This window comes from Neobacillus sp. SM06 (assembly GCF_050496765.1).
GTDB lineage: Bacteria > Bacillota > Bacilli > Bacillales > Cytobacillaceae > JAEVLT01.
On the sequence record NZ_JBNWEO010000013.1, the window covers coordinates 272,427 to 291,312 of the forward strand.

18 protein-coding genes are annotated in these 18,886 nt (G+C 40.5%); 5 read left to right on the forward strand and 13 right to left on the reverse strand.

Going from position 1 to position 18,886, the window contains the following annotated elements:
* Window positions 1–70 precede the first annotated feature (70 nt).
* The 6 genes from ACQYAD_RS06450 to ACQYAD_RS06475 form a co-directional block, all read right to left on the reverse strand.
* Window positions 71–958, reverse strand: coding sequence for a LysR family transcriptional regulator (locus ACQYAD_RS06450; protein ID WP_430236484.1), 888 nt, complete (start codon window positions 956–958; stop codon window positions 71–73).
* Window positions 959–992: 34 nt separating this feature from the next.
* Entirely contained in the window at window positions 993–2,522 is a 1,530-nt protein-coding gene (locus tag ACQYAD_RS06455; protein WP_430236486.1) for an MDR family MFS transporter, read from the reverse strand.
* 47 nt (window positions 2,523–2,569) lie between these two features.
* Window positions 2,570–3,028: a cyclic-di-AMP-binding protein CbpB gene (cbpB, locus tag ACQYAD_RS06460; protein ID WP_430236488.1), complete on the reverse strand. Its 459-nt coding sequence runs from the start codon at window positions 3,026–3,028 to the stop codon at window positions 2,570–2,572.
* A gap of 307 nt (window positions 3,029–3,335) precedes the next feature.
* Window positions 3,336–3,572 carry a YkuJ family protein gene (locus ACQYAD_RS06465; RefSeq protein WP_430236490.1) on the reverse strand — a complete coding sequence of 79 codons (237 nt, stop codon included), beginning with the start codon at window positions 3,570–3,572 and terminating at the stop codon, window positions 3,336–3,338.
* 203 nt (window positions 3,573–3,775) lie between these two features.
* Entirely contained in the window at window positions 3,776–4,291 is a 516-nt protein-coding gene (locus ACQYAD_RS06470; protein ID WP_430236491.1) for a DUF3993 domain-containing protein, read from the reverse strand.
* 191 nt (window positions 4,292–4,482) lie between these two features.
* A complete protein-coding gene (locus ACQYAD_RS06475; RefSeq protein ID WP_430236493.1) occupies window positions 4,483–5,694 on the reverse strand; it encodes an EAL-associated domain-containing protein in 1,212 nt (403 codons plus the stop codon).
* A 195-nt stretch (window positions 5,695–5,889) separates the two neighbouring features.
* On the opposite strand from ACQYAD_RS06475, the gene ACQYAD_RS06480 reads away from it, so the two are divergent.
* The gene (locus ACQYAD_RS06480) at window positions 5,890–6,759 is read left to right on the forward strand and encodes a metallophosphoesterase (protein ID WP_430236495.1); all 870 of its coding nucleotides are present in this window, start codon (window positions 5,890–5,892) and stop codon (window positions 6,757–6,759) included.
* 31 nt (window positions 6,760–6,790) lie between these two features.
* Here the strand turns inward: ACQYAD_RS06480 and ACQYAD_RS06485 are convergent, their stop codons facing one another.
* Complete coding sequence (locus tag ACQYAD_RS06485) at window positions 6,791–8,893, reverse strand: sensor domain-containing protein (protein ID WP_430236497.1); 2,103 nt, start codon at window positions 8,891–8,893, stop codon at window positions 6,791–6,793.
* A gap of 229 nt (window positions 8,894–9,122) precedes the next feature.
* Between ACQYAD_RS06485 and ACQYAD_RS06490 the strand changes: the two genes are divergently transcribed.
* From ACQYAD_RS06490 to ACQYAD_RS06500, 3 genes are all read left to right on the forward strand, one after another.
* Window positions 9,123–9,599, forward strand: a complete 477-nt coding sequence (locus tag ACQYAD_RS06490) for a YkyB family protein (protein WP_430236500.1) — start codon at window positions 9,123–9,125, stop codon at window positions 9,597–9,599.
* 145 nt (window positions 9,600–9,744) lie between these two features.
* Window positions 9,745–9,945, forward strand: coding sequence for a hypothetical protein (locus ACQYAD_RS06495; protein ID WP_430236502.1), 201 nt, complete (start codon window positions 9,745–9,747; stop codon window positions 9,943–9,945).
* A 165-nt stretch (window positions 9,946–10,110) separates the two neighbouring features.
* A complete protein-coding gene (locus tag ACQYAD_RS06500) occupies window positions 10,111–11,274 on the forward strand; it encodes an aminotransferase A (RefSeq protein ID WP_430236504.1) in 1,164 nt (387 codons plus the stop codon).
* Window positions 11,275–11,590: 316 nt separating this feature from the next.
* Here the strand turns inward: ACQYAD_RS06500 and ACQYAD_RS06505 are convergent, their stop codons facing one another.
* The 3 genes from ACQYAD_RS06505 to ACQYAD_RS06515 form a co-directional block, all read right to left on the reverse strand.
* Complete coding sequence (locus tag ACQYAD_RS06505; protein WP_430236506.1) at window positions 11,591–11,956, reverse strand: hypothetical protein; 366 nt, start codon at window positions 11,954–11,956, stop codon at window positions 11,591–11,593.
* Window positions 11,957–12,053: 97 nt separating this feature from the next.
* Complete coding sequence (locus ACQYAD_RS06510; RefSeq protein WP_430236508.1) at window positions 12,054–12,929, reverse strand: NAD(P)-dependent oxidoreductase; 876 nt, start codon at window positions 12,927–12,929, stop codon at window positions 12,054–12,056.
* A gap of 112 nt (window positions 12,930–13,041) precedes the next feature.
* Window positions 13,042–13,827 (reverse strand): SDR family oxidoreductase, encoded by a 786-nt coding sequence (locus ACQYAD_RS06515; protein WP_430237223.1) that lies wholly within the window; start codon window positions 13,825–13,827, stop codon window positions 13,042–13,044.
* Between the two features lie 357 nt (window positions 13,828–14,184).
* Here ACQYAD_RS06515 and ACQYAD_RS06520 point away from each other — a divergent pair, with 357 nt between their 5' ends.
* Window positions 14,185–15,636, forward strand: coding sequence for a transposase (locus tag ACQYAD_RS06520; RefSeq protein ID WP_430235218.1), 1,452 nt, complete (start codon window positions 14,185–14,187; stop codon window positions 15,634–15,636).
* 238 nt (window positions 15,637–15,874) lie between these two features.
* On the opposite strand, the gene ACQYAD_RS06525 is transcribed toward ACQYAD_RS06520, so the two are convergent.
* The 3 genes from ACQYAD_RS06525 to ACQYAD_RS06535 all read right to left on the reverse strand — a co-directional run bounded on the left by ACQYAD_RS06525 (window position 15,875) and on the right by ACQYAD_RS06535 (window position 18,762).
* Complete coding sequence (locus ACQYAD_RS06525) at window positions 15,875–16,510, reverse strand: FMN-dependent NADH-azoreductase (RefSeq protein ID WP_430236510.1); 636 nt, start codon at window positions 16,508–16,510, stop codon at window positions 15,875–15,877.
* 273 nt (window positions 16,511–16,783) lie between these two features.
* A complete protein-coding gene (gene ptsP, locus ACQYAD_RS06530; protein WP_430236512.1) occupies window positions 16,784–18,496 on the reverse strand; it encodes a phosphoenolpyruvate--protein phosphotransferase in 1,713 nt (570 codons plus the stop codon).
* Window positions 18,496–18,762 carry a phosphocarrier protein HPr gene (locus ACQYAD_RS06535; protein ID WP_430236514.1) on the reverse strand — a complete coding sequence of 89 codons (267 nt, stop codon included), beginning with the start codon at window positions 18,760–18,762 and terminating at the stop codon, window positions 18,496–18,498. The genes ptsP and ACQYAD_RS06535 overlap by 1 nt, the downstream gene beginning before the upstream one ends.
* Window positions 18,763–18,886 lie beyond the last annotated feature (124 nt).

Consider the following 18,886-nt stretch of genomic DNA (forward strand, 5'->3'; position numbering starts at 1 on the left):
AAAACCTCCTATATGTATGATCAAAAATACTTTAGCAAACACAAGCAGCGAAAACAAGCAAAATCATCATTCAATTAAATGATTGCATTCCTGTCTCCTCTTTCACTAAATCGACAAAAGCTTGCACTTGCTTTAGCTGAAATGCCGACTCATATCCCAATAACCAAGTATCGCGTTTAAGGGGCTCCTGATTTTCATCTAAAAGAGAAACTTTGAAGATATTTGTACTTGCTTCGTCAAGCGTTATTGCCGGTAAAATCGAGTAGCCAATTCCATTAAACGCCATTTGCTTGCACGTTTCAATCTGATCGACGACAACTGTCCGCTTTGGTGAAGTTTTAAACATGCGCATCCACCAATCAAGGATTTCCTGATAGTAATTGGAATCACTGCGAAATTGGATAAAAGGACGATCAGTCTCCATTAATTGTTCAGGTGTGGAAATTTCTTTATCGACCAAATACAAAAGATCTTTAAAAAGATGGATTTTAATTCCTTTCCAATCAGGTTTGCCGCGGATAATGCCAATATGAGCCTGGTTGTCGTATAAATGTTTTAAAATTTCACTGCTCCAGCCGGTTATTAATGAAATTTTGACTTGGGGATAGGTTTCAACGTATTTTTTTAATACTTTTGGCAGCCAATTTTGGCCAACAATCGAAGCAGCTGCAATTTTCAGCGTTCCTGTAATCCCCATTTGCATGGAAGCAATTGTTTCCTTTACTTTTTCCTGTCTTGCCAGCACTTCATTTGCAAATTGAATGACCTGCTCTCCTGCAGGAGTTAGTGAAAGACCTTTATGACCTCTGATAAACAGCTTCGTCCCCCATTCTTTCTCAATGGTTTGCAGCCGCTGTGAAAGGGCAGGCTGAGAAACAAACAGCCTGTCTGCAGCTTTGTGCATATTCATTTCCTGGGCGAGAACCGAAAGCAGCCGAAATTCCGACAATGAAGACAATTTTCTCTCTCCTTGATTCCATTGTTTCCTACTGTTAGTTGCTTAATTCTTGTGTATTCATTTCCTCTTTTTTTGGAATAAATAAAATAAAGATCAAGCTGACAACCGCGAACACAAAGACAACAAAATAAACAGAATGAAGCGAAACCGTAAGACCATTTTGCAGAACTTGCAGCAACGAATCCGGCAGCTTGCTGCGATCTGTTTCTTTTAATAGAGCATTTGTTGAATCAACCGTGAATTTCACACCTGTCTTTTTTTCACTTTGGTTAAAAAAACGAATTAAGCCATTGTTTAAAATTCCTCCAAACAAGGCTGCACCAATCGTGTTGCCGAAATTGCGCATAAACATATTGGCAGCTGTTGCAATCCCCCGCTGTTGCCAGCTTACAGTACTTTGAATCGAAACGATAAACGCAGTCGATGTTAACCCCATCCCTACGCCAACGAAAAAAGAACCTGCCGCTGCCCAATACGGCCCTGTTTCGGCCGTCATCGTGACAAATACAGCACTTCCCAGAATGAGGGCAACTCCGCCTAGGATGGAAGTAATTCGATATCCAAGTTTTAAAAGCAAACGCCCGGAGACGGCAGAAGCAATCGGCCAGCCAACCGACATTGCTGTTAATGTAAACCCAGCAACAATCGGAGTCTGTTCCATCACTCCTTGAACAAAAGTAGGCAGAAAACTTGAAATGCCAATAAGCATCACGCCTGTCGTTAACGAAGTGATATTCGCAACAAAAATGGATCGTTCCTTCCAAATGGATAAAGGCATAACAGGTTCAACAGCTCGTTTTTCCTGAAAAAGAAACAGAATCAGTGCAATCGCGAACACCGTGAACAAGGTAATTGCCATTGGTGAATTCCAGGAAATACTACCTCCACCTTCAACCAGAACGAACATAAGCGATGAAATGGCAACTGTAAGAAGCACTGCCCCCGAATAATCAATATGATGTTTTTTCCTTTCAACGTGTTCGTGCAAGAATAGCCATAAGCCGGCTAATGAGAGCAGACCTAGCGGAATATTGATCCAGAAAACATAATGCCAACTTACGTATTGAACAAGCAGGCCGCCAATGGCAGGCCCAGTAATCGCAGAAATCCCCCAAACGCTCGATAAGTATCCCTGGATTTTCGCCCGCTCTTCTTTTGTGTAAATATCACCGACGATCGTTGTTGCGATCGGCATTACCGCCCCAGCTCCAAATCCTTGAATCAGCCTGTAAATAATCAGCGTCTTCATTGAAACTGCAAACCCGCAAAGGATGGAACCAATTAGAAAGACGATAATCCCAAACGTAAGAATCGGTTTTCGGCCAAACAAATCGGAAAGTTTTCCATAGATCAGCACCGTCACAGAATTCATTAGCAAATAGGCGGAAAAAATCCAGCTATAAAGACCGAATCCCCCCAAATCGGCAACAACAGCCGGCATCGCAGTGGAAACAATCGTTGCTTCGATGGCTCCCATAAACATTGCCAGCATGACTGATGCTAAAACAAGCGGCCGTTTTGTCTGTTTTTTCGGATTCTGTCCGCTTTTTTCAGTCTCGTTCATAAGAGCACCTCTTCTCCTTAAAAAATACAGCTCCCGGAAAGGGGAGCTTATGACTCTATATGGTTTTTGCTTACTTTTCTGATATGCTTATTCAATTGATGTAAGACAGTACTTCTTGGCAGAATCCCTTCAAAAATCCCCTCTTCGGATTCGATGCACAGGAACGGGTGATTGACTAGCAATTCCAGACATGTTTGCAATGACGCGCTGCTTTTCACACGCGGAACTGCCGTATTCATCACTTCCTCCACCCTTTTTTGCTCGAGCTTTTCAAATTCGATTCGCTCAAGCCCTAGAATAGAATCCATTAGGATCGGAGTACTGATTAACCCGTGGAGTTTATAATGAGGATCTAAAACCGGTATCGCGGTATAACCGCTTTTCGTTAAAACGAGTAATGCATGTTCAAGATTGTTGCCCACTTGTACATGTGCCACCCGTTCAGAAGGTATCATTAAATTCCGAATGCTGATTTCTAAAAATTCCCCACTGTATAGACTTATCATCGCCGAAAACTCCTCAATCTTTGTTATAACCCATTTATATTCTATCACAGTTTCCGCGAAAATGTCCGTTTTTGAAACCGTTATCCTTTGCTTGTCTCAATATTCCTAACAAGGTAATGGCATTTCGGGCACTCGTAAATGACGTTTTGATTTGACTGAGCGGTCAAAACCTTATCCATGTTTGCTTCCTGTTTGCATTTTGGACAAGTTACAGTTGGGAGCATTTTTTCCACCTCAATTTCGGTATGTAGGACATGATCTCTCATTTGGCATAAATCAAGAGTTGAAAAAAGGAACCAAAAGGCTCCTACTGGATGAGATCAAAAATTTCAATGGTGATCATATCAATATTGTCAAACTGATAACGTTTTGGTTTTTCCTTCTCGTTGTACACTTCTAATTCAAACGTCTCCGTTTTCGGATGGAACGTAACTTGGCATTTTTTTTCGCCGTCTACCTCAAAAAAACGTTGTGCCGGTTCCCCTCCATTGGCTTGTTCTTGAAGGTTTTTTAACCGTGTTAATATGCCTTGCAGCTGTGACATTTCCTACCTCTCCTTTCAAACGGAAGAACTATATATGATTATAATTCTCCTTTGGCATGTTTCTATCCTAATAAAAGGATGTAATTATTTAACAATCTTTTTTTACATACCAATATTAACAGCATAAAATACCTGTCTCTATTTGTCCAAACAAAAATTTTTTTCTGAAAGATTTTTTCCGCTGCCACCCGCTGAAATGGTCATCATTCCGTTTGATTGTTTCCTTTTGCGATGATTTCTTTCGGAATTTGATCGAAGAGGTAACTGTCCACTTTCCAGCCCTCGCCCCCTGCTCCCTTTTTGATTAACAAGCCTTCATAATGGCTTTTATACCCTACCGGTCCGTCCAATTTCTCGGGAAAATATTCAAACACATAGATTTGATTTGGCAGAAAAACGACTTTTGTTTTTCTAGAGAATTGATAGTAAGGAATATAGTACGGTGCAAAATCCGAACCATACGTTAAAAATTTCCCTTTTTCCTGCACAATGTTTGCTTTCCAAAAAAGCTGTTGGTAATTGTCCGAAAAATAAGGTCCGATAATTGCATTAATTTCCTGCTTGGTTCTTCCTTTTTCACTTAACGAAACTTGGGCTTTGTATGCATCCTTTAAAAAAGTAAATACATCGCTTCTTGTTGTCATTTCTGATGTTGCTTCAGGGGATAAAGGCACAACCGTGATTAGCAATAAAATTACAAGAATGAGCAATTTCTTCATTTTTTCCTTTCCTCCTTGGCTCAAATGACAAATAATATTCATTTTAGCAATATTTGTACTAAAATTGTCACAAATTCGTTCGCTAATAATAGACAAATAAAGCTTTTTTCTGTCACTTTACCCAAGAAAACAACGAAAAAAACAATGAAGTTGCAAGATGTAGAGAATAAAAATCCATTGACATGGCTCGATTAAAGCAATTCTTCATGTTCAAATAAATAGTGGTAAGAGATGTCGATAAATAAATAGCCGCTTTCAGTTAACGGAAACGAGAACGTGCGAATCGTCTCACCTGTTTCAATATCACAGTACAAATCAGATAAAATTCCTTTTCTTTCATTGCGCATGCGAATTATATTTTCCAAAAAATACGGGCGCCAGCTCCAATTTTTCCCGATATATTCATTCTGGGTAACCCAACCGTGCTGTGTTTTGAAAATGTTGGGAGAATTTTGAAAACCGTCCTCATCACAAATATACATCCGAAAGGCAATCTGGTTCATTTCTTTAATCAGTAATTCAAACAGCTCTTCAGAGGATCCTTTCTTTGCTTTTTGGACAATCTCCAAAACTTTTGCCTGGAATTCCTCTGCAGTGAAATAAAACTTTTCCAGTTTTCGCTTTTCATACGTGATAAAATCATGAAATTTTGCCTTCAAACGATCTTTTAACAGATCGCGGTCAACAAGTTCACCATTTGGAAATGAAAGATAAAATCCCTGGTAGTATCTGCCACCATTTTTCCAGGCAAATTGAAGCTGGTACTCCATTTCAATGTTTTCAAACAGCAAAGCGGCTCCGATCTTTCTGGCCAGCAAGGAAAGAGAATACAATACATCATTGAAGGCATTTCCCTTCGCTTCCGACCTTAGAGCCCGTAAGTTGACCTTTAAGATATCCGGTTCCAACTGACTGACCCGATCCAAGTAAGAACTGTCGCTCCCCATCTTTTCAATCGCTATTTTGATTCCATATGTGCGGTAATAGCGTAAAAGATGGTCAAATTGATCAAGATCTCCCGGATAATTGTCTTCCGAAATCTCTAGGACGATTCTTTTCAAGTTGATTCCCTTTTTTTCATATTCAAGCAATTCATTCAAAAGCGGCTCTCCATGTTCATACATTAATAAACCGGCTGACCGATTAAAGAAAAAACTGACATCTTCATTCGCAGTAAGCGCTTTGTCGAGCGCTTTTTTCAACAGAAGCTGATCGACTTCCACTTTATATTCATCCGGAATTTGCTCATCTTGAAAAAAAGAGCCTAAACTAATAATCTGACCGTCTGAAAAATATCTGCCTACTACTTCATAACCCATAACTCGCTGTTCATCAGCGCTAAAAATCGGCTGAAAAAAAGGAACAACATTTTCAAGGTCTGTTAAGATATCCAATGGATCCATTCAGATACCCCCATCCATTATTTCTCCTCCTATCATACCATTTTCACCGCAACCGTTTCACGATTATAAAAGCGGGAAAAATTTTATGAATGGATTGGTCAAGCAATGAATAAATAAACTATCAGAAGCAACAAAAATGATACACTTAGATAAATGCCTATTTTTACTTAAAAAACGTTAAGGCTGGTTAATTCAATGGAAACAAAATGGACAAGAAGAACGTTTCTTAAAAAAGCATTTACCGGCTTGCTTGGTGCAGTAGGGGTAAGTTCGGGAGGAATCCTTTACGCTCATCAAATTGAGCCCGGATTGCTCGAAATTAACCGCTTTCAAATTCACCATCCACTCATCCCTAAAAGTTTTGATGGGGTCACCATCATTCAGTTCAGCGATACCCACCTTGGATTTCAGTACACACTTAGTCAATTAAAAAAATTAATTACGAAAATGAATTCTCTAAAACCTGATCTGGTGTTTTTTACCGGCGATTTGATGGACGCACCGAATCAATACAAGAATCGGAAGCATATTGCGCCCGTTTTAGCCCAACTTTCGGCACCGTTAGGAAAATATTGCATATATGGAAACCATGATCATGGTGGATATGGATCCGATCTTTATAAAAACATTATGCAAGATGCCGAGTTCACTCTTCTAAAAAACGAAGCAAGACGGATACAGCAAATGGATGGCAGCAGCATCTATATTATCGGCATTGATGATGCGATGCTTGGCCGGCCAGACCTTGCCTCAGCATACAAACAAGTGCCGATGAATATGTTTACCCTTCTATTATCACACGCTCCCGATCTCGCCGATACAGCGGCAACTTATCCGATTCATTGGCAGCTAAGCGGACACAGTCATGGCGGGCAAGTGAAAATTCCGTTTTTTGGCGCCCTTGTAATCCCGCCGTATGCAAGAAAGTATCCGGAAGGCCTTTACTCGATCGGAAAATCCTCTCCTCTAAAACTTTATGTCAATCGCGGCCTTGGAACGACAAGACTGCCATTTCGTTTCATGGCAAAACCGGAATTAACCGTCTTCACCTTAAAATCAGGCTAAGAAAAACCCTTATGGGAAAACATAAGGATTTTTACGTTCTTTTTCTTAAGAAACGTTCTTCGACTTCGTTTGGCGGGATCGGCTTTGCGTAAAAATATCCTTGAGCTTTATGGCAGTTTGCATTGATTAGAAACTCAACTTGCTGAATCGTTTCGACTCCTTCGGCAACTACTTCCATCCCAAGGCTTTGGCCAAGATGAATAATTGTTGAGGTAATCGCCGCATCCTTCTCATCATGAAACAAATCGCGAATAAACGATTGATCAATTTTCAAAACATCTATCGGAAATTGTTTTAAATAGCTCAAGGAAGAATAACCTGTCCCGAAATCATCAACTGAAATTTTGATGCCAAGCTCTTTGATTTTTTGCAAAATCGGAATCGCTTCTTTTGTATCTTGCATTGCGCCTTCCGTAATCTCAATTTCTAAAAATGCGGGATGCACTTCATACTTTTTCATCATTTCAGCAATGTAACCGACAAGGTTTGGCTGCTGAAATTGTTTTGGTGAAATATTAATCGCCACCCGAAATTCATAAAACCCCTGGCGATTCCATTCGCGAATTTGCCAGCATGCCTTTTCAATAACCCAATTGCCGATCGAAATCATCAGCCCTGTATCTTCGGCCAACGGAATAAACAAATTGGGTGAGATCATGCCCAGTTCCTCATTGTTCCAGCGCAGCAAGGCTTCGAAGCTTTTAATCTCCCTTGTCCTTAAATTGATTTGCGGCTGAAAGTAAAGAGTGAGCTCTTCCAGTTCAATTGCCTTGCGCAGATGGGTTTCAAGGGCAACCACATTGGTCAGCACTGCGTTCATATCTGACCGGTAAAATTGATAGTGCCCTCTGCCGCGCTCTTTCACGCGGAACAATGCTTCATCCGCATTTTTAATCAGGGTTTCGGCGTCTTTCCCATCGCTCGGGTACATACTGATTCCGATACTCGGTGAAATAAAATACTCCTGCGAATTAAAATAAAACGATTTGGAAAAGTTGTGAATCAGCCCTTGCACAAATCGGTTTGTTTCAATTCGGTTCACATTCAGTAGCAAGAGATTAAATTCATCGCCGCCCTGCCGATAGACAAAACAATTTTTACTCTTGTAGGCAATCAACCGTTGAGAAACCCGTTTAAGGATTTCATCGCCAACAAGATGCCCAAGGGAATCATTTAAATATTTAAAACGATCCAAATCAATTGAAATAAGAGAAAAGGCCTTTTTCTCTCTTGAAAAACGGCGGATATTCTTATTTAAATCATCAATCAATGCCCTCCGGTTTCGCAAACCGGTTAACTGGTCATGCAAAACCATGAACTTAATGGTTTCAACATTTTTTGCCTGTTCTGAAATATCGCGGCAAATGATATACAAACCTGAAATTTGCTCATTCACTACAATCGGCACCGTCTTCAAGTGGACATCAAAAAGACGTCCGTTGCTATGTACCAGCCGGCAATCAAGGGTTTCAAGCGCATAGCCGTCAGCTGTTCTCTCAAGAATGGATTTAAAACTGGCCAAGTCACGATCGGCAATAAAATCATAAATCGATCGTTTCGCTAATTGCTTTTTAGTGAAACCGGTTAATTTGGCAGCTGCCGGATTGGCCTCAATCAACTGACCGTCAAGTGAGATGGAAAAAATCGCGTCCAAGTTATTGTCCACAATCGAACGATACCGCTGTTCACTTTCTAGCAATTCATTTTTCTCCCGGTGCTTTTCAGTAACATCCCTTGTAATCGCTACAATGTAGCGAACTGCCGAGCTTTCGTCTTTTACCGGTGTTAAAACCGTTTCTCCATAAACTTTTGCCCCATTTTCAATATAGAAATAGTCCGAATAAATAAGGACATCTTTTTTCTTCATTACCTTTTCATACTCACGTTTTAGGGGTACCGCCTGTTCATGCGGCAATGCTTCCTCCAGCGTTTTGCCGATTGATTCCAATGACATTCTTGCTCTTTTCAGCCCTGATTCATTTACAAATAAATAACGAAAGCGCGGGCCTTCTTCCACTTTCATTAAATAGACCATATCTGTCGCATGCTGAAAAATCATTTCAAAAAGAATCCGCTGAACTTTGCTGCTTACATGTTCCAGTTCTGCTGTTAATGCATGATTGATATATTCCATTTTATCAGCCTCTATACAGTGGGAAAATTTTTGTTCTTGCTCGATTAATTGGTTTTTGGATAATAGAGGATTTACCTCCATTGTCATTCTAGTATAATCATAATACAGAGTGCTTCTGAAAAGTAAGATAAATTTGCTTTAATCTGTTTTTATCTTTCATACTTTTATTTCTATTTTCCAGAAAAAAAGGTATAATATTGTTGTGTATTGGTAGAAAGGAGAAACTATTTTGAACAGTGATCATAAACATCCCCCAATCCAGTTTAATTTAACAATTGAAAACCTCTCTCAAGCCATCTATATTGTGAATCGCCATGCCAAAACGGCTCCAAATCCTAAATTTCTTTATAAGTTGAAACATGAAGCATTGAAGAAACTCTTGAAAGAAGGAAAGGCAAAAAAAATCGGACTCCATTTTTCGGAAAACCCTAGAAACAGCCAACAGCAATCGGATGTATTGGTTGCTTGCGGAAAGTATACTTTCCATATCCCGCCATCTAAACATGATTTTACCGAACTCCCTCATTTGGGTAAATTGGATAGCCACGTCCGAAATCCGAAAGCTTCCCTTTCACTTAACATGGCTAAAGCGATTTTGTCCTCCTACACAGGTTTGTCGGATTGCCCTCCGCCGCCATCAAATAAGAATCGCCACCATACGTATCAAAAACCAATTTTCAAAAAGCTTGGTGAACGTTATTCTTAAGCAGAAAAACCCGTTTTGTTCACAACTTGCATTCGTTCCGTTCCTTAAATTGAGCGTTTTGTGAACGTTGTCACATGGATCTAGACAGAGCTATCCGTCCGGCTTACAATATAAGTGTAAAGAATTTATAAAGAGGTGTTGATCCATGAAAGGAACAGCCATTTTATTTAAAGAGGATTCTGTGACGTTTCTCGAAAATGTTGACCACGATGTTTTCGAAGAAATTAAAAACCAATGCGGGTGCAGCCAGTGCAATTGCCAACTTGAAAACAAAATTGTCGACTTTGGTTCAGTTTCACCTGTTTTTTGGCACGAAGAAGAAATTGATTGGGATTACGGTTATTAAAAAACTATGTGATATAGATTCCACACCAACCTTAACGGTCTGATTAATCAGACCGTTTTATTTTTGATTTAAAAAACAGCGGAGCATAATGAACATGCAATAAAGTGTGGTAAAATAGCGTTGTGCAGGAAATTGGACGCCCCATTGGAAGGATGAAGAAGAAAGATGGAACATTTAATTAATTCAAAAGTAAAAAAGCTCGAGATTTCAGGGATTCGAAAATTCTTTAATATGGTGTCCCATTCAGACGATTTAATCTCATTGACGATCGGACAACCTGATTTTCCTACCCCAGAACATGTTAAACAAGCAGGAATTCAGGCCATACACGATAATTTCACCAGCTATACCCCCAATGCTGGCATTTTGGAACTACGTCAAGCCGCAAGCCAATTTGTTGAAAAAAAATACAGCTTACATTACAACCCGGAAACAGAAATCATTGTGACAATTGGAGCAAGCGAAGCAATCGATATCGCCTTTCGAACGATTTTGTCAGAAGGAATGGAAGTTATTTTACCAGGCCCAGTCTACCCGGGCTACGAACCGTTGATCCGCATGTGCGGCGCCATTCCGATTCATGCCGATGTTACTGAAAACCAGTTTCGCTTAACGGCGGAAATTCTCAAAAAAACCCTAACCGCTAAAACGCGCTGTATTGTTTTGCCATATCCTTCAAACCCAACAGGGGTTAGTTTAACAAAATCCGAATTAGAGGATATCGCCACGCTTGTTAAAGACCGCGATCTATTTATTTTGGCAGACGAGATTTATAGCGAACTTGTTTATGATCAATCCCATGCCTCAATCGCTTCTTTTCTTAAGGAAAAAACAATTTTGATCAACGGGCTATCAAAAAGCCATTCGATGACCGGATGGAGGATCGGTTTTTTGTTTGCACCGGAATATTTAACCAAGCATATTCTTAAAGTCCATCAATACAATGTATCCTGTGCCAATTCCATCGCGCAGATGGCTGCATTGGAGGCTTTGACTGCCGGTGTGGACGATGCACTAGCAATGAAAGAGGAATACAAAAAAAGGCGGCAATACGTATACAGCCGCTTGACCAAACTTGGTCTATCAGTTGTCAAACCGGACGGAGCTTTTTACTTTTTCATCAAAATCCCGGATTCCATCAAGTTAAACAGCTTTGATTTTGCTCTGGATTTAGTGAACAAGGCGAAGGTAGCTGTTGTTCCAGGGAGTGCATTTTCCGCCTATGGCGAAGGCTATTTCCGCCTTTCTTACGCTTCCGCAATGGCTGTCTTGCAAGAAGCGCTTGATCGGATCGAAGTTTACCTCGCCCGTGAGCATGGAATCAAATAGGTAAAGGGGTTTTATCAATTGAACGAAAAAAGCCTGATGTCCCGCTAATTCTGGGATTACATCAGGCTTCCTTATTACTGTCCTTTGTATTTACCATTGTTTTTTGGCGCTTTTTCTTTTTTGGCCTTATCTTTGTGAATTTTATTGGTTGCTGCTGAACCAAATTCGTGAGCAACCTCCTGGTTCATAACTGCTGAATCAAAACCTTTTTATTTTTCTGCTGCGGGTCATTCTTTTTCGTTTTTTTGGCCATATTCATTCCTCCCTTAAACAGTACTTTTGTAGTTTCTTGTTTTTCGGGAGGAATTATACTGGGCTAACCCATTTTTCTTAAAAACCGAACATCGCGATAGCCCTCTTGAAAATCGGTGGTAAACAGGCTGATTTCGACATAACTGCCCCGTAAATCGTTTAATACTGCCTCCAGTTCCCTAGCCGATTTTGGTTTTTCGTAGCCTAATCGCTTGATTTCATCCATTAAAATTCGAAATCCGCCATCGGTTTCAATATGACTAAACTTGGTTGGCAAAGCTCCTTTTGCATCGTTGATTAACACCAAATCCCAGCGAATTGGCCTTAAGCCATTTTTCGTTTTTTCACGGTAAAATCCTTCGATCCGTACCAAATAGCGGCCATCTTCGATATCATAAAATTTTTCTTCTACGTCATCAAACAACCCCATCGTATCGCCTCCTATGGTACATTATTATTTACTGCTCGGGTTATTTAGAAGAGAAAAGGGAGGAAAACCTTAAGGCGGTTCTCCTCCCTTTTTCAGTTTATTTCCAATATTTATAAATCGCCTGGGTTCCGCTGTTTTCTTCGCCTTTTCCAGCAAGCTGGTCGTACAAGGATTTTGCCAGCTGTAAACCTGGAGCGTCCATCCCCATTCCATTTGCTTCATCAATGGCAATCTTCATGTCTTTAATAAAATGCTTGATATAAAACCCGGGCGCAAAGTCCTGTTGCAACATCCTTGGAGCTAAATTGCTCAGCGACCAGCTTCCGGCTGCCCCTTTCGTGATACTTTTCAGGACATTTTCAGGGTCAAGGCCTGCTTTTTCCGCATAGATGATTGCTTCAGCAACCCCGATCATATTTGATGCGATCGCAATTTGATTGCACATCTTTGTATGTTGGCCTGAACCGGCTTTGCCTTGGTACACAATATTTGTTCCAAGTTTTTCAAATAATGGAAGGATATATTCAAAATCGGCCTTATCTCCGCCAACCATGATTGAGAGCTTTGCCTCTTGGGCACCGATGTCACCTCCTGAAACCGGAGCATCAAGTGTATGGATTCCTGCTTTCTTCGCTTCTTCGTAAATTCGTGCCGCAAGCGTTGGCGCCGATGTCGTCATATCGATATAGAAACTGCCTGCCTTGCCATTTGGAATCAATCCATTTTCACCTAGATATACTTCTTCGACGTCTTTTGGATAGCCAACAATGGTAAAAACAATATTGGCACTGTTTGCGATTTCTTTCGGCGACGCAGCCCATTTTGCGCCTTGTGCCAGCAATTCATCCGCTTTTTCTTTTGTCCTCGTATATACGTATAACGGAAAACCAGCCTTCACTAAATGACTCGCCATGCTTTTTCCCATTACACCCGTTCCAATAAAACCAATTATAGTATTTTCCGGTGTTACCACAGATCTTCCCCCTACGCTATCATGAAGCCTTCTCATCCGGGCTTCATGTTTCTTATCATCTTACAGTTTTTAACTTCTGCCATAACCAACCAGCTTTCATTATACGCTAAATTTATATCGACTTGATCATCCCGCCATCCACTAAAAAGGAACTGCCTGTCATATATGTATTGGCATCTGACAGCAAAAAGGCAGCCACCTTTGCAAACTCTTCAGGTGTCCCATATCGCTTAAGCGGAATAACCGCTTTCATTTGCCTTTCAATCGTCTGCCTGTCCACCCCTTGTTTGTCTGCATTTACCTGGTCTAAATGGGCAACACGGTCTGTAGCGATTCTTCCTGGGGCAATCGTATTGACCAATATATTAAAAGGTGCCAACTCCGCCGCCAAGGTTTTGGAAAGTCCGACAATCCCCGTTCTAAATGTATTGGAAAGAATCAAACCAGGAATCGGCTCTTTAATGGAAGAAGATGCGATATTAACGATTTTGCCACCTTGTTTTTTCAAAAAGGGCAGGGACTCGCGAATCAAGCGAACATACGAAAGTAAATTTAATTCAAAAGCAGATTGCCAATCATCATCCGATAAATCCAAAAACGATCCCGCAGGCGGGCCACCGGCATTGTTAACAAGAAGCTCCATACCGCCGAATGTTTCAACTGTTTTGCCTACAAGCCGTTTAATATCATCCGTTTTTGTAATGTCGGCTTGCATATAAGCAACCTTGCCTGCCCCGACTGCTTCCAATTCGCTTGCTTTTTGTTTTAATTTTTCTTCGACGCGGCCAGAGACCATCACATTGGCGCCTTCTTTTACAAGCTGCTCCGCAATCGCAAAGCCCAGTCCTTGGCTGGATGCTGCAATCAACGCTGTTTTCCCAGCTAAATTTAGTTCCATCATTTCTTCCCCCTTAAATGTCTCATTCTTCTTTATTATACTAAATAATCGAAATATTTTTCATATGAGCCACAGGACAAAAATCCTGAACCCTTGATAGTATTGACTTTATTTGATTATTAATTGAAAAAGTGTTTCCACGGTCACTGCGTGGAACGAATGCCTTTCGAGTTGTCAAATCTCACTTTAGACGAAATAGGACCAAATTCGGTCGTTTTATAATTTTTTTACCCTAATTTTTTACAGGGGTTTAATGGAAGATAGAAACTTTGCCTATTTAGACAAAAAGAAAAGCCATAATGAATCTCCTTTGGTAAAATAGAAGTACCAACACAACCATTACGAAAGGAATTCATTATGACTGATTCTATTATACCAAAATCATATTCAAATGTAATCTACCTTCAACCCTCATTTTCATTTGCGCAAGACAACTTCTCCTCTTTGCGCCACCTTCCTTATGTAAAATTGGCGCTTGATTTCCCTTGGGAAGAGGTTTTCGCTCCCATTGAACAAGAGTACATTAATGCAAGGTTTCAGCGAAATTGGGACAAGAGGAATCAAAGGAATTCTGATGAATCTCAAGTCGAATTATTTCCACATTTGCCAAGGGACGTGAGTGCGAAGCCAAAAAAATCGTCTAGAGGACGAGAGGGAATTGACTTTTATGTACTGTTAAAATCGTTTCTCTTAGCCCCACTTCTTTATGTGGAAGTCATGGTCACAAGTGTTCATTTCCAAGTGGTGGGGAACTCTGATTTTCGAATGGTTTGCGGTTTTACCAGCACTCCGTGCCTTAGGACCTTTGAACGTTTTGATCAGATTATGATCGAAAACGGATTATGGGAAAAGGCTCGTCAGCTTATGGTGAATTTCAACATCCAACAAGGAATTATAGAGAAAGAAGAACAATTGGCCGTCGATACTACACATGTCGAAGCCGAAGCCACTTTAAATGCAGTTCGCAAATGTGGCCATTCTGAACCATGCGATTGTCCGAAAATCCCTACGGATGACAATGTTGGACTTATGAGAAAAAGCAATACTGTTTCTTACATAGCCCATAAAGTAGCGCTTGTATGCGGTGTTAAATCGGAACTCCCATTATCTAGATGTGTTTTTAAAGGTGGAGAAAGTGATGCCATAACTCTCGAACCGACTTTGGAAAAGGTAAAGCAAGATCTTCCTGAAAAATTTCTGGAAAACGTGCAATACGTAAGCGCAGATGGAATCTATCAAAGTAAAGATAATCAACAATATGCAAAAAACATTCTTCAGACCAAACTATTGGCTCCGATTAATCCACGAAAAATCAAGGATCAAGAACTGGATGCCCGTGGAATGGCAAAACTCGATAAGTATGGTGTTCCACATTGTATTAGTGGACATAAGTTAAAATTGAAAGGGCTGGATGAAACAAAAAAGCAATACGTTTGGACATGTCCCGTATTTGATCCAAAGTATAAACAAGAAGGGCTCACTTGTTCGGAAGCCTGCCATATTCAATGTTGTAGCGGAGCCCAAACAGGCAGAACAATTCGGATTCAACAATCGCAAACGCCGCAAATAGATCCGGAATTTCCGCAACATCTTCAATCATTTAAAACAAAATTTTCGGAAAGAACGGCCATCGAGCGAGTTAACGCACAAGCCAAAGAAGGACTTAGCTTACGTAGAGTCCACAAACGGGGACGTGTAGCAGTAGAGGCCCATGTAGATCGATGCATCATAACCTCACACGTCTTGGCTTATATGTCCGTTCAAGAAACTGGACAGCTCTATCGAGGGTGGACAAAACTATCCGCATAGAAATTTTTAATAACGTAACTACCAGTTATTGTAAGTGCGAAAACTGATGACGGGATAAGTATGCCCTTTTTTAGGTTCCATTTACAAAAAAGATAAATAAGAAGTCGAGAAACTAAGAAAAATCATCTAAGGCCTTCTCCTCCATCCCAAAAATTTCAAGTTGCTTTATCCCAATTTTAATTTAGTCCTGTTGCTCTATAAAAAAGACAGATCTAGAAAACAGATCTGTCCACCTTGACTAAAACGTATGAGCCATGTCTTTTGCACGAGCAATCGCATTGGCTTTGATTTCTTCCGCTTTTTCAGGGAAGGCATTATGTCCTTCAACAAACAAGCCCTCAATACTTGGTACACCAAAGAAGTTCATCATCACGTTAATATAGCGGTGACCCATTTCCATTTCAGCTGCAGGGCCTTCAGAATAAATTCCGCCGCGAGCTTGGATATGCAAAGCCTTTTTGTCGGTTAAAAGTCCAACTGGTCCCTGCTCTGTGTATTTAAAGGTCTTGCCTGCAACTGCTACAGAATCAAAATAAGCTTTCATTACTGGCGGGAATGAGAAATTCCAAAGTGGTGTTACAAACACGTATTTGTCACCTGAAATAAACTGCTCGCTTAATTCTGCCAAACGCCCGACTTTTGCTTGTTCTTCAGCAGAAAGAGTATCAAATGCCTGACCGGAGCGAAGCTTGCCCCAGCCGCTGAAAACATCTGCATCAATTTCCGGAATGTTTTCCTTATATAAATCAATATGAACCACTTCATCGCTTGGATTTACTTCCTTATACGTATCCAAGAACGCCTTTCCAACTGCCATGCTGTATGACTGGCTTTCATCATGAGGGTGTGCTGTGATGTACAATAGTTTCGCCATTTTTGTTTTCACCTTTCCTTGTTTATTGACTACAGTTTAGTTTGAATCAAAAATAATAAAACTAACCAAGAAAAATATCTCGGTTTGAATTATTTTTAATTCAGAGCAAATGATACAAAAAAGAAAACGTCCCGTCAACTATTTTGAATCGCAGGGTAAAAAAAATCCGACTGTATGACAGCCGGTAAAAAAGGGGGAAACTGAGAATGTTTGCACCTTCAATGTGCATATCTATTCATTACCCCTATCGAAAACTTTTAAACCATTTTTTAATTATTTTACTGCAAATTTTACAGCTTCGATAACTTGATCTGTAGTCTGCATGGTAAGAACTGTTTCAGCGAGCTTCTGCATGTCAGTTTTGCTTAAATTGCGAATTTGCGAACGCGCCTTCAAAATGGATGTAGCACTCATTGAAAATTCATCAAGCCCCAGTCCAAGCAGAACTGGAATGGCAATTTCATCTCCAGCCATTTCACCGCACATTCCGGCCCATTTCCCTTCAGCATGGGCTGCATCAATGACCATTTTTACGAGCCGCAAAATCGATGGGCTGTATGGCTGGTACAAATAGGAGACCCGTTGGTTCATCCGGTCCGCTGCCATTGTATATTGGATTAAATCATTTGTTCCAATACTAAAGAAATCAACTTCTTTTGCAAATTGATCTGCTAATACCGCAGTCGATGGAATCTCAACCATGATCCCAAGTTCAATCTTGTCAGCAACCTTTTGTCCTTCTGCAACAAGCTTCTGCTTTTCTTCTTCTAGCAGCGCTTTTGCCGCGCGGAATTCATCCAATGTCGCAATCATCGGGAACATGATTTTCAAATTGCCATATACGCTTGCTCTTAACAGGGCACGAAGCTGAGTACGGAAAATCCCCTGTTCTTCCAGGCATAAGCGAATGGCCCGAAAGCCTAAAAATGGGTTCAGTTCTTTCGGCAATTCTAAATAAGGAAGTTCCTTATCACCGCCGATATCAAGGGTACGAACGACAACTGGTTTTCCTTCCATGCCTTCTAAAACCGCTTTATAGGCATCAAACTGTTCTTCCTCGCTAGGCAGCTGATCTCTTCCCATATAAAGGAATTCAGTCCGATACAGGCCAACGCCTTCCCCGCCATTTTCTTTTACACCTTTTAAGTCTTTAGGTGTACCAATGTTTGCAGCCAATTCAACATGATGCCCATCGGCGGAAACAGTTTTCTCATTCACGAGCTTAGCCCATTCCGCTTTTTGCGTTTCATACTCTTCATGAATTTTCCGGTATTGCTCAACAAGTTCAGGAGTCGGATTGATATGTACTTCTCCCTTCAATCCGTCAACAATAACGATATCTCCATTGTTAATTTCTTCTGTCGCTGTTTTAGTCCCAACAACAGCCGGAATTTCCATCGAACGAGCCATAATGGCAGAGTGGGAAGTACGTCCGCCAATATTGGTTGTGAAACCTTTAACAAATTGGCGGTTTAATTGGGCTGTATCAGATGGTGTTAAATCTTCGGCAACGATGATCACTTCTTCTGATATCATGCTTGGGTTCACCATTTGAACACCTAACAGATGGGTTAGAACACGCTTTGTCACGTCACGGATGTCTGCAGCCCGCTCTTTCATGTATTCATTATCCATTTGTTCAAACATTGTCACAAACATGTCAGCCGTTTCTTTTAGTGCCACTTCTGCATTTACTTTATCTGTTTTAATCTTATCTTCAATTGGTGAAATTAATTCGGGATCACTTAAAACAAGTAAGTGCGCTTCAAAGATTGCAGCTTTATCGGGGCCAAGTTCATTGCTTGCATGATCACGAATCGCTTCAAGCTCGGATTTGGCTTTGCTCATTGCCGCTTCGAACCGCTTTACCTCCGAATCCACATCTTCGATTGTTTTCTTGGCAAACGTAAGATCGGGTTCAACAAGACGATATGCCTTTGCAATTGCGATCCCATTTGAGGCGGCAATTCCTTTAACAAACGTCATTACTCTGCCAAACCTTCTTTTTTCAATGTTTCTTCAAGGCTGTTTAATGCGTCTTGAGCATCGCTTCCTTCTGCAGAAATTTTAATGTCTGCACCTTGTCCAACACCTAAAGACATAACGCCCATAATTGATTTTAAATTTACTTTTTTTCCTTTATATTCTAAATTGATTTCAGAATCAAATTTGCTCGCCGTTTGCACCAATAATGTTGCAGGTCTAGCGTGAATACCTGTTTCAGCGATTACTTTAAATTGTTTTTCTGCCATGATCAATCAATCTCCTTTAAAAATAATGTCGAAAAGTGAAAATTAATGCTTGCCTCATTAACTTATACAATTTGCGTCATTTAGTCAACTACCCATCAATAGACTAAAAATGAAAGAAAACTCG

Coding starts and splice junctions, on each gene's coding strand:
- ACQYAD_RS06455 (WP_430236486.1), bottom strand. CDS start 2,522: ATGAACGAGACTGAAAAAAGCGGACAGAATCCGAAAAAACAGACAAAA.
- cbpB (WP_430236488.1), bottom strand. CDS start 3,028: ATGATAAGTCTATACAGTGGGGAATTTTTAGAAATCAGCATTCGGAAT.
- ACQYAD_RS06465 (WP_430236490.1), bottom strand. CDS start 3,572: ATGTCACAGCTGCAAGGCATATTAACACGGTTAAAAAACCTTCAAGAA.
- ACQYAD_RS06470 (WP_430236491.1), bottom strand. CDS start 4,291: ATGAAGAAATTGCTCATTCTTGTAATTTTATTGCTAATCACGGTTGTG.
- ACQYAD_RS06475 (WP_430236493.1), bottom strand. CDS start 5,694: ATGGATCCATTGGATATCTTAACAGACCTTGAAAATGTTGTTCCTTTT.
- ACQYAD_RS06480 (WP_430236495.1), top strand. CDS start 5,890: ATGGAAACAAAATGGACAAGAAGAACGTTTCTTAAAAAAGCATTTACC.
- ACQYAD_RS06485 (WP_430236497.1), bottom strand. CDS start 8,893: ATGGAATATATCAATCATGCATTAACAGCAGAACTGGAACATGTAAGC.
- ACQYAD_RS06495 (WP_430236502.1), top strand. CDS start 9,745: ATGAAAGGAACAGCCATTTTATTTAAAGAGGATTCTGTGACGTTTCTC.
- ACQYAD_RS06500 (WP_430236504.1), top strand. CDS start 10,111: ATGGAACATTTAATTAATTCAAAAGTAAAAAAGCTCGAGATTTCAGGG.
- ACQYAD_RS06505 (WP_430236506.1), bottom strand. CDS start 11,956: ATGGGGTTGTTTGATGACGTAGAAGAAAAATTTTATGATATCGAAGAT.
- ACQYAD_RS06515 (WP_430237223.1), bottom strand. CDS start 13,827: ATGGAACTAAATTTAGCTGGGAAAACAGCGTTGATTGCAGCATCCAGC.
- ACQYAD_RS06520 (WP_430235218.1), top strand. CDS start 14,185: ATGACTGATTCTATTATACCAAAATCATATTCAAATGTAATCTACCTT.
- ACQYAD_RS06525 (WP_430236510.1), bottom strand. CDS start 16,510: ATGGCGAAACTATTGTACATCACAGCACACCCTCATGATGAAAGCCAG.
- ptsP (WP_430236512.1), bottom strand. CDS start 18,496: ATGACGTTTGTTAAAGGAATTGCCGCCTCAAATGGGATCGCAATTGCA.
- ACQYAD_RS06535 (WP_430236514.1), bottom strand. CDS start 18,762: ATGGCAGAAAAACAATTTAAAGTAATCGCTGAAACAGGTATTCACGCT.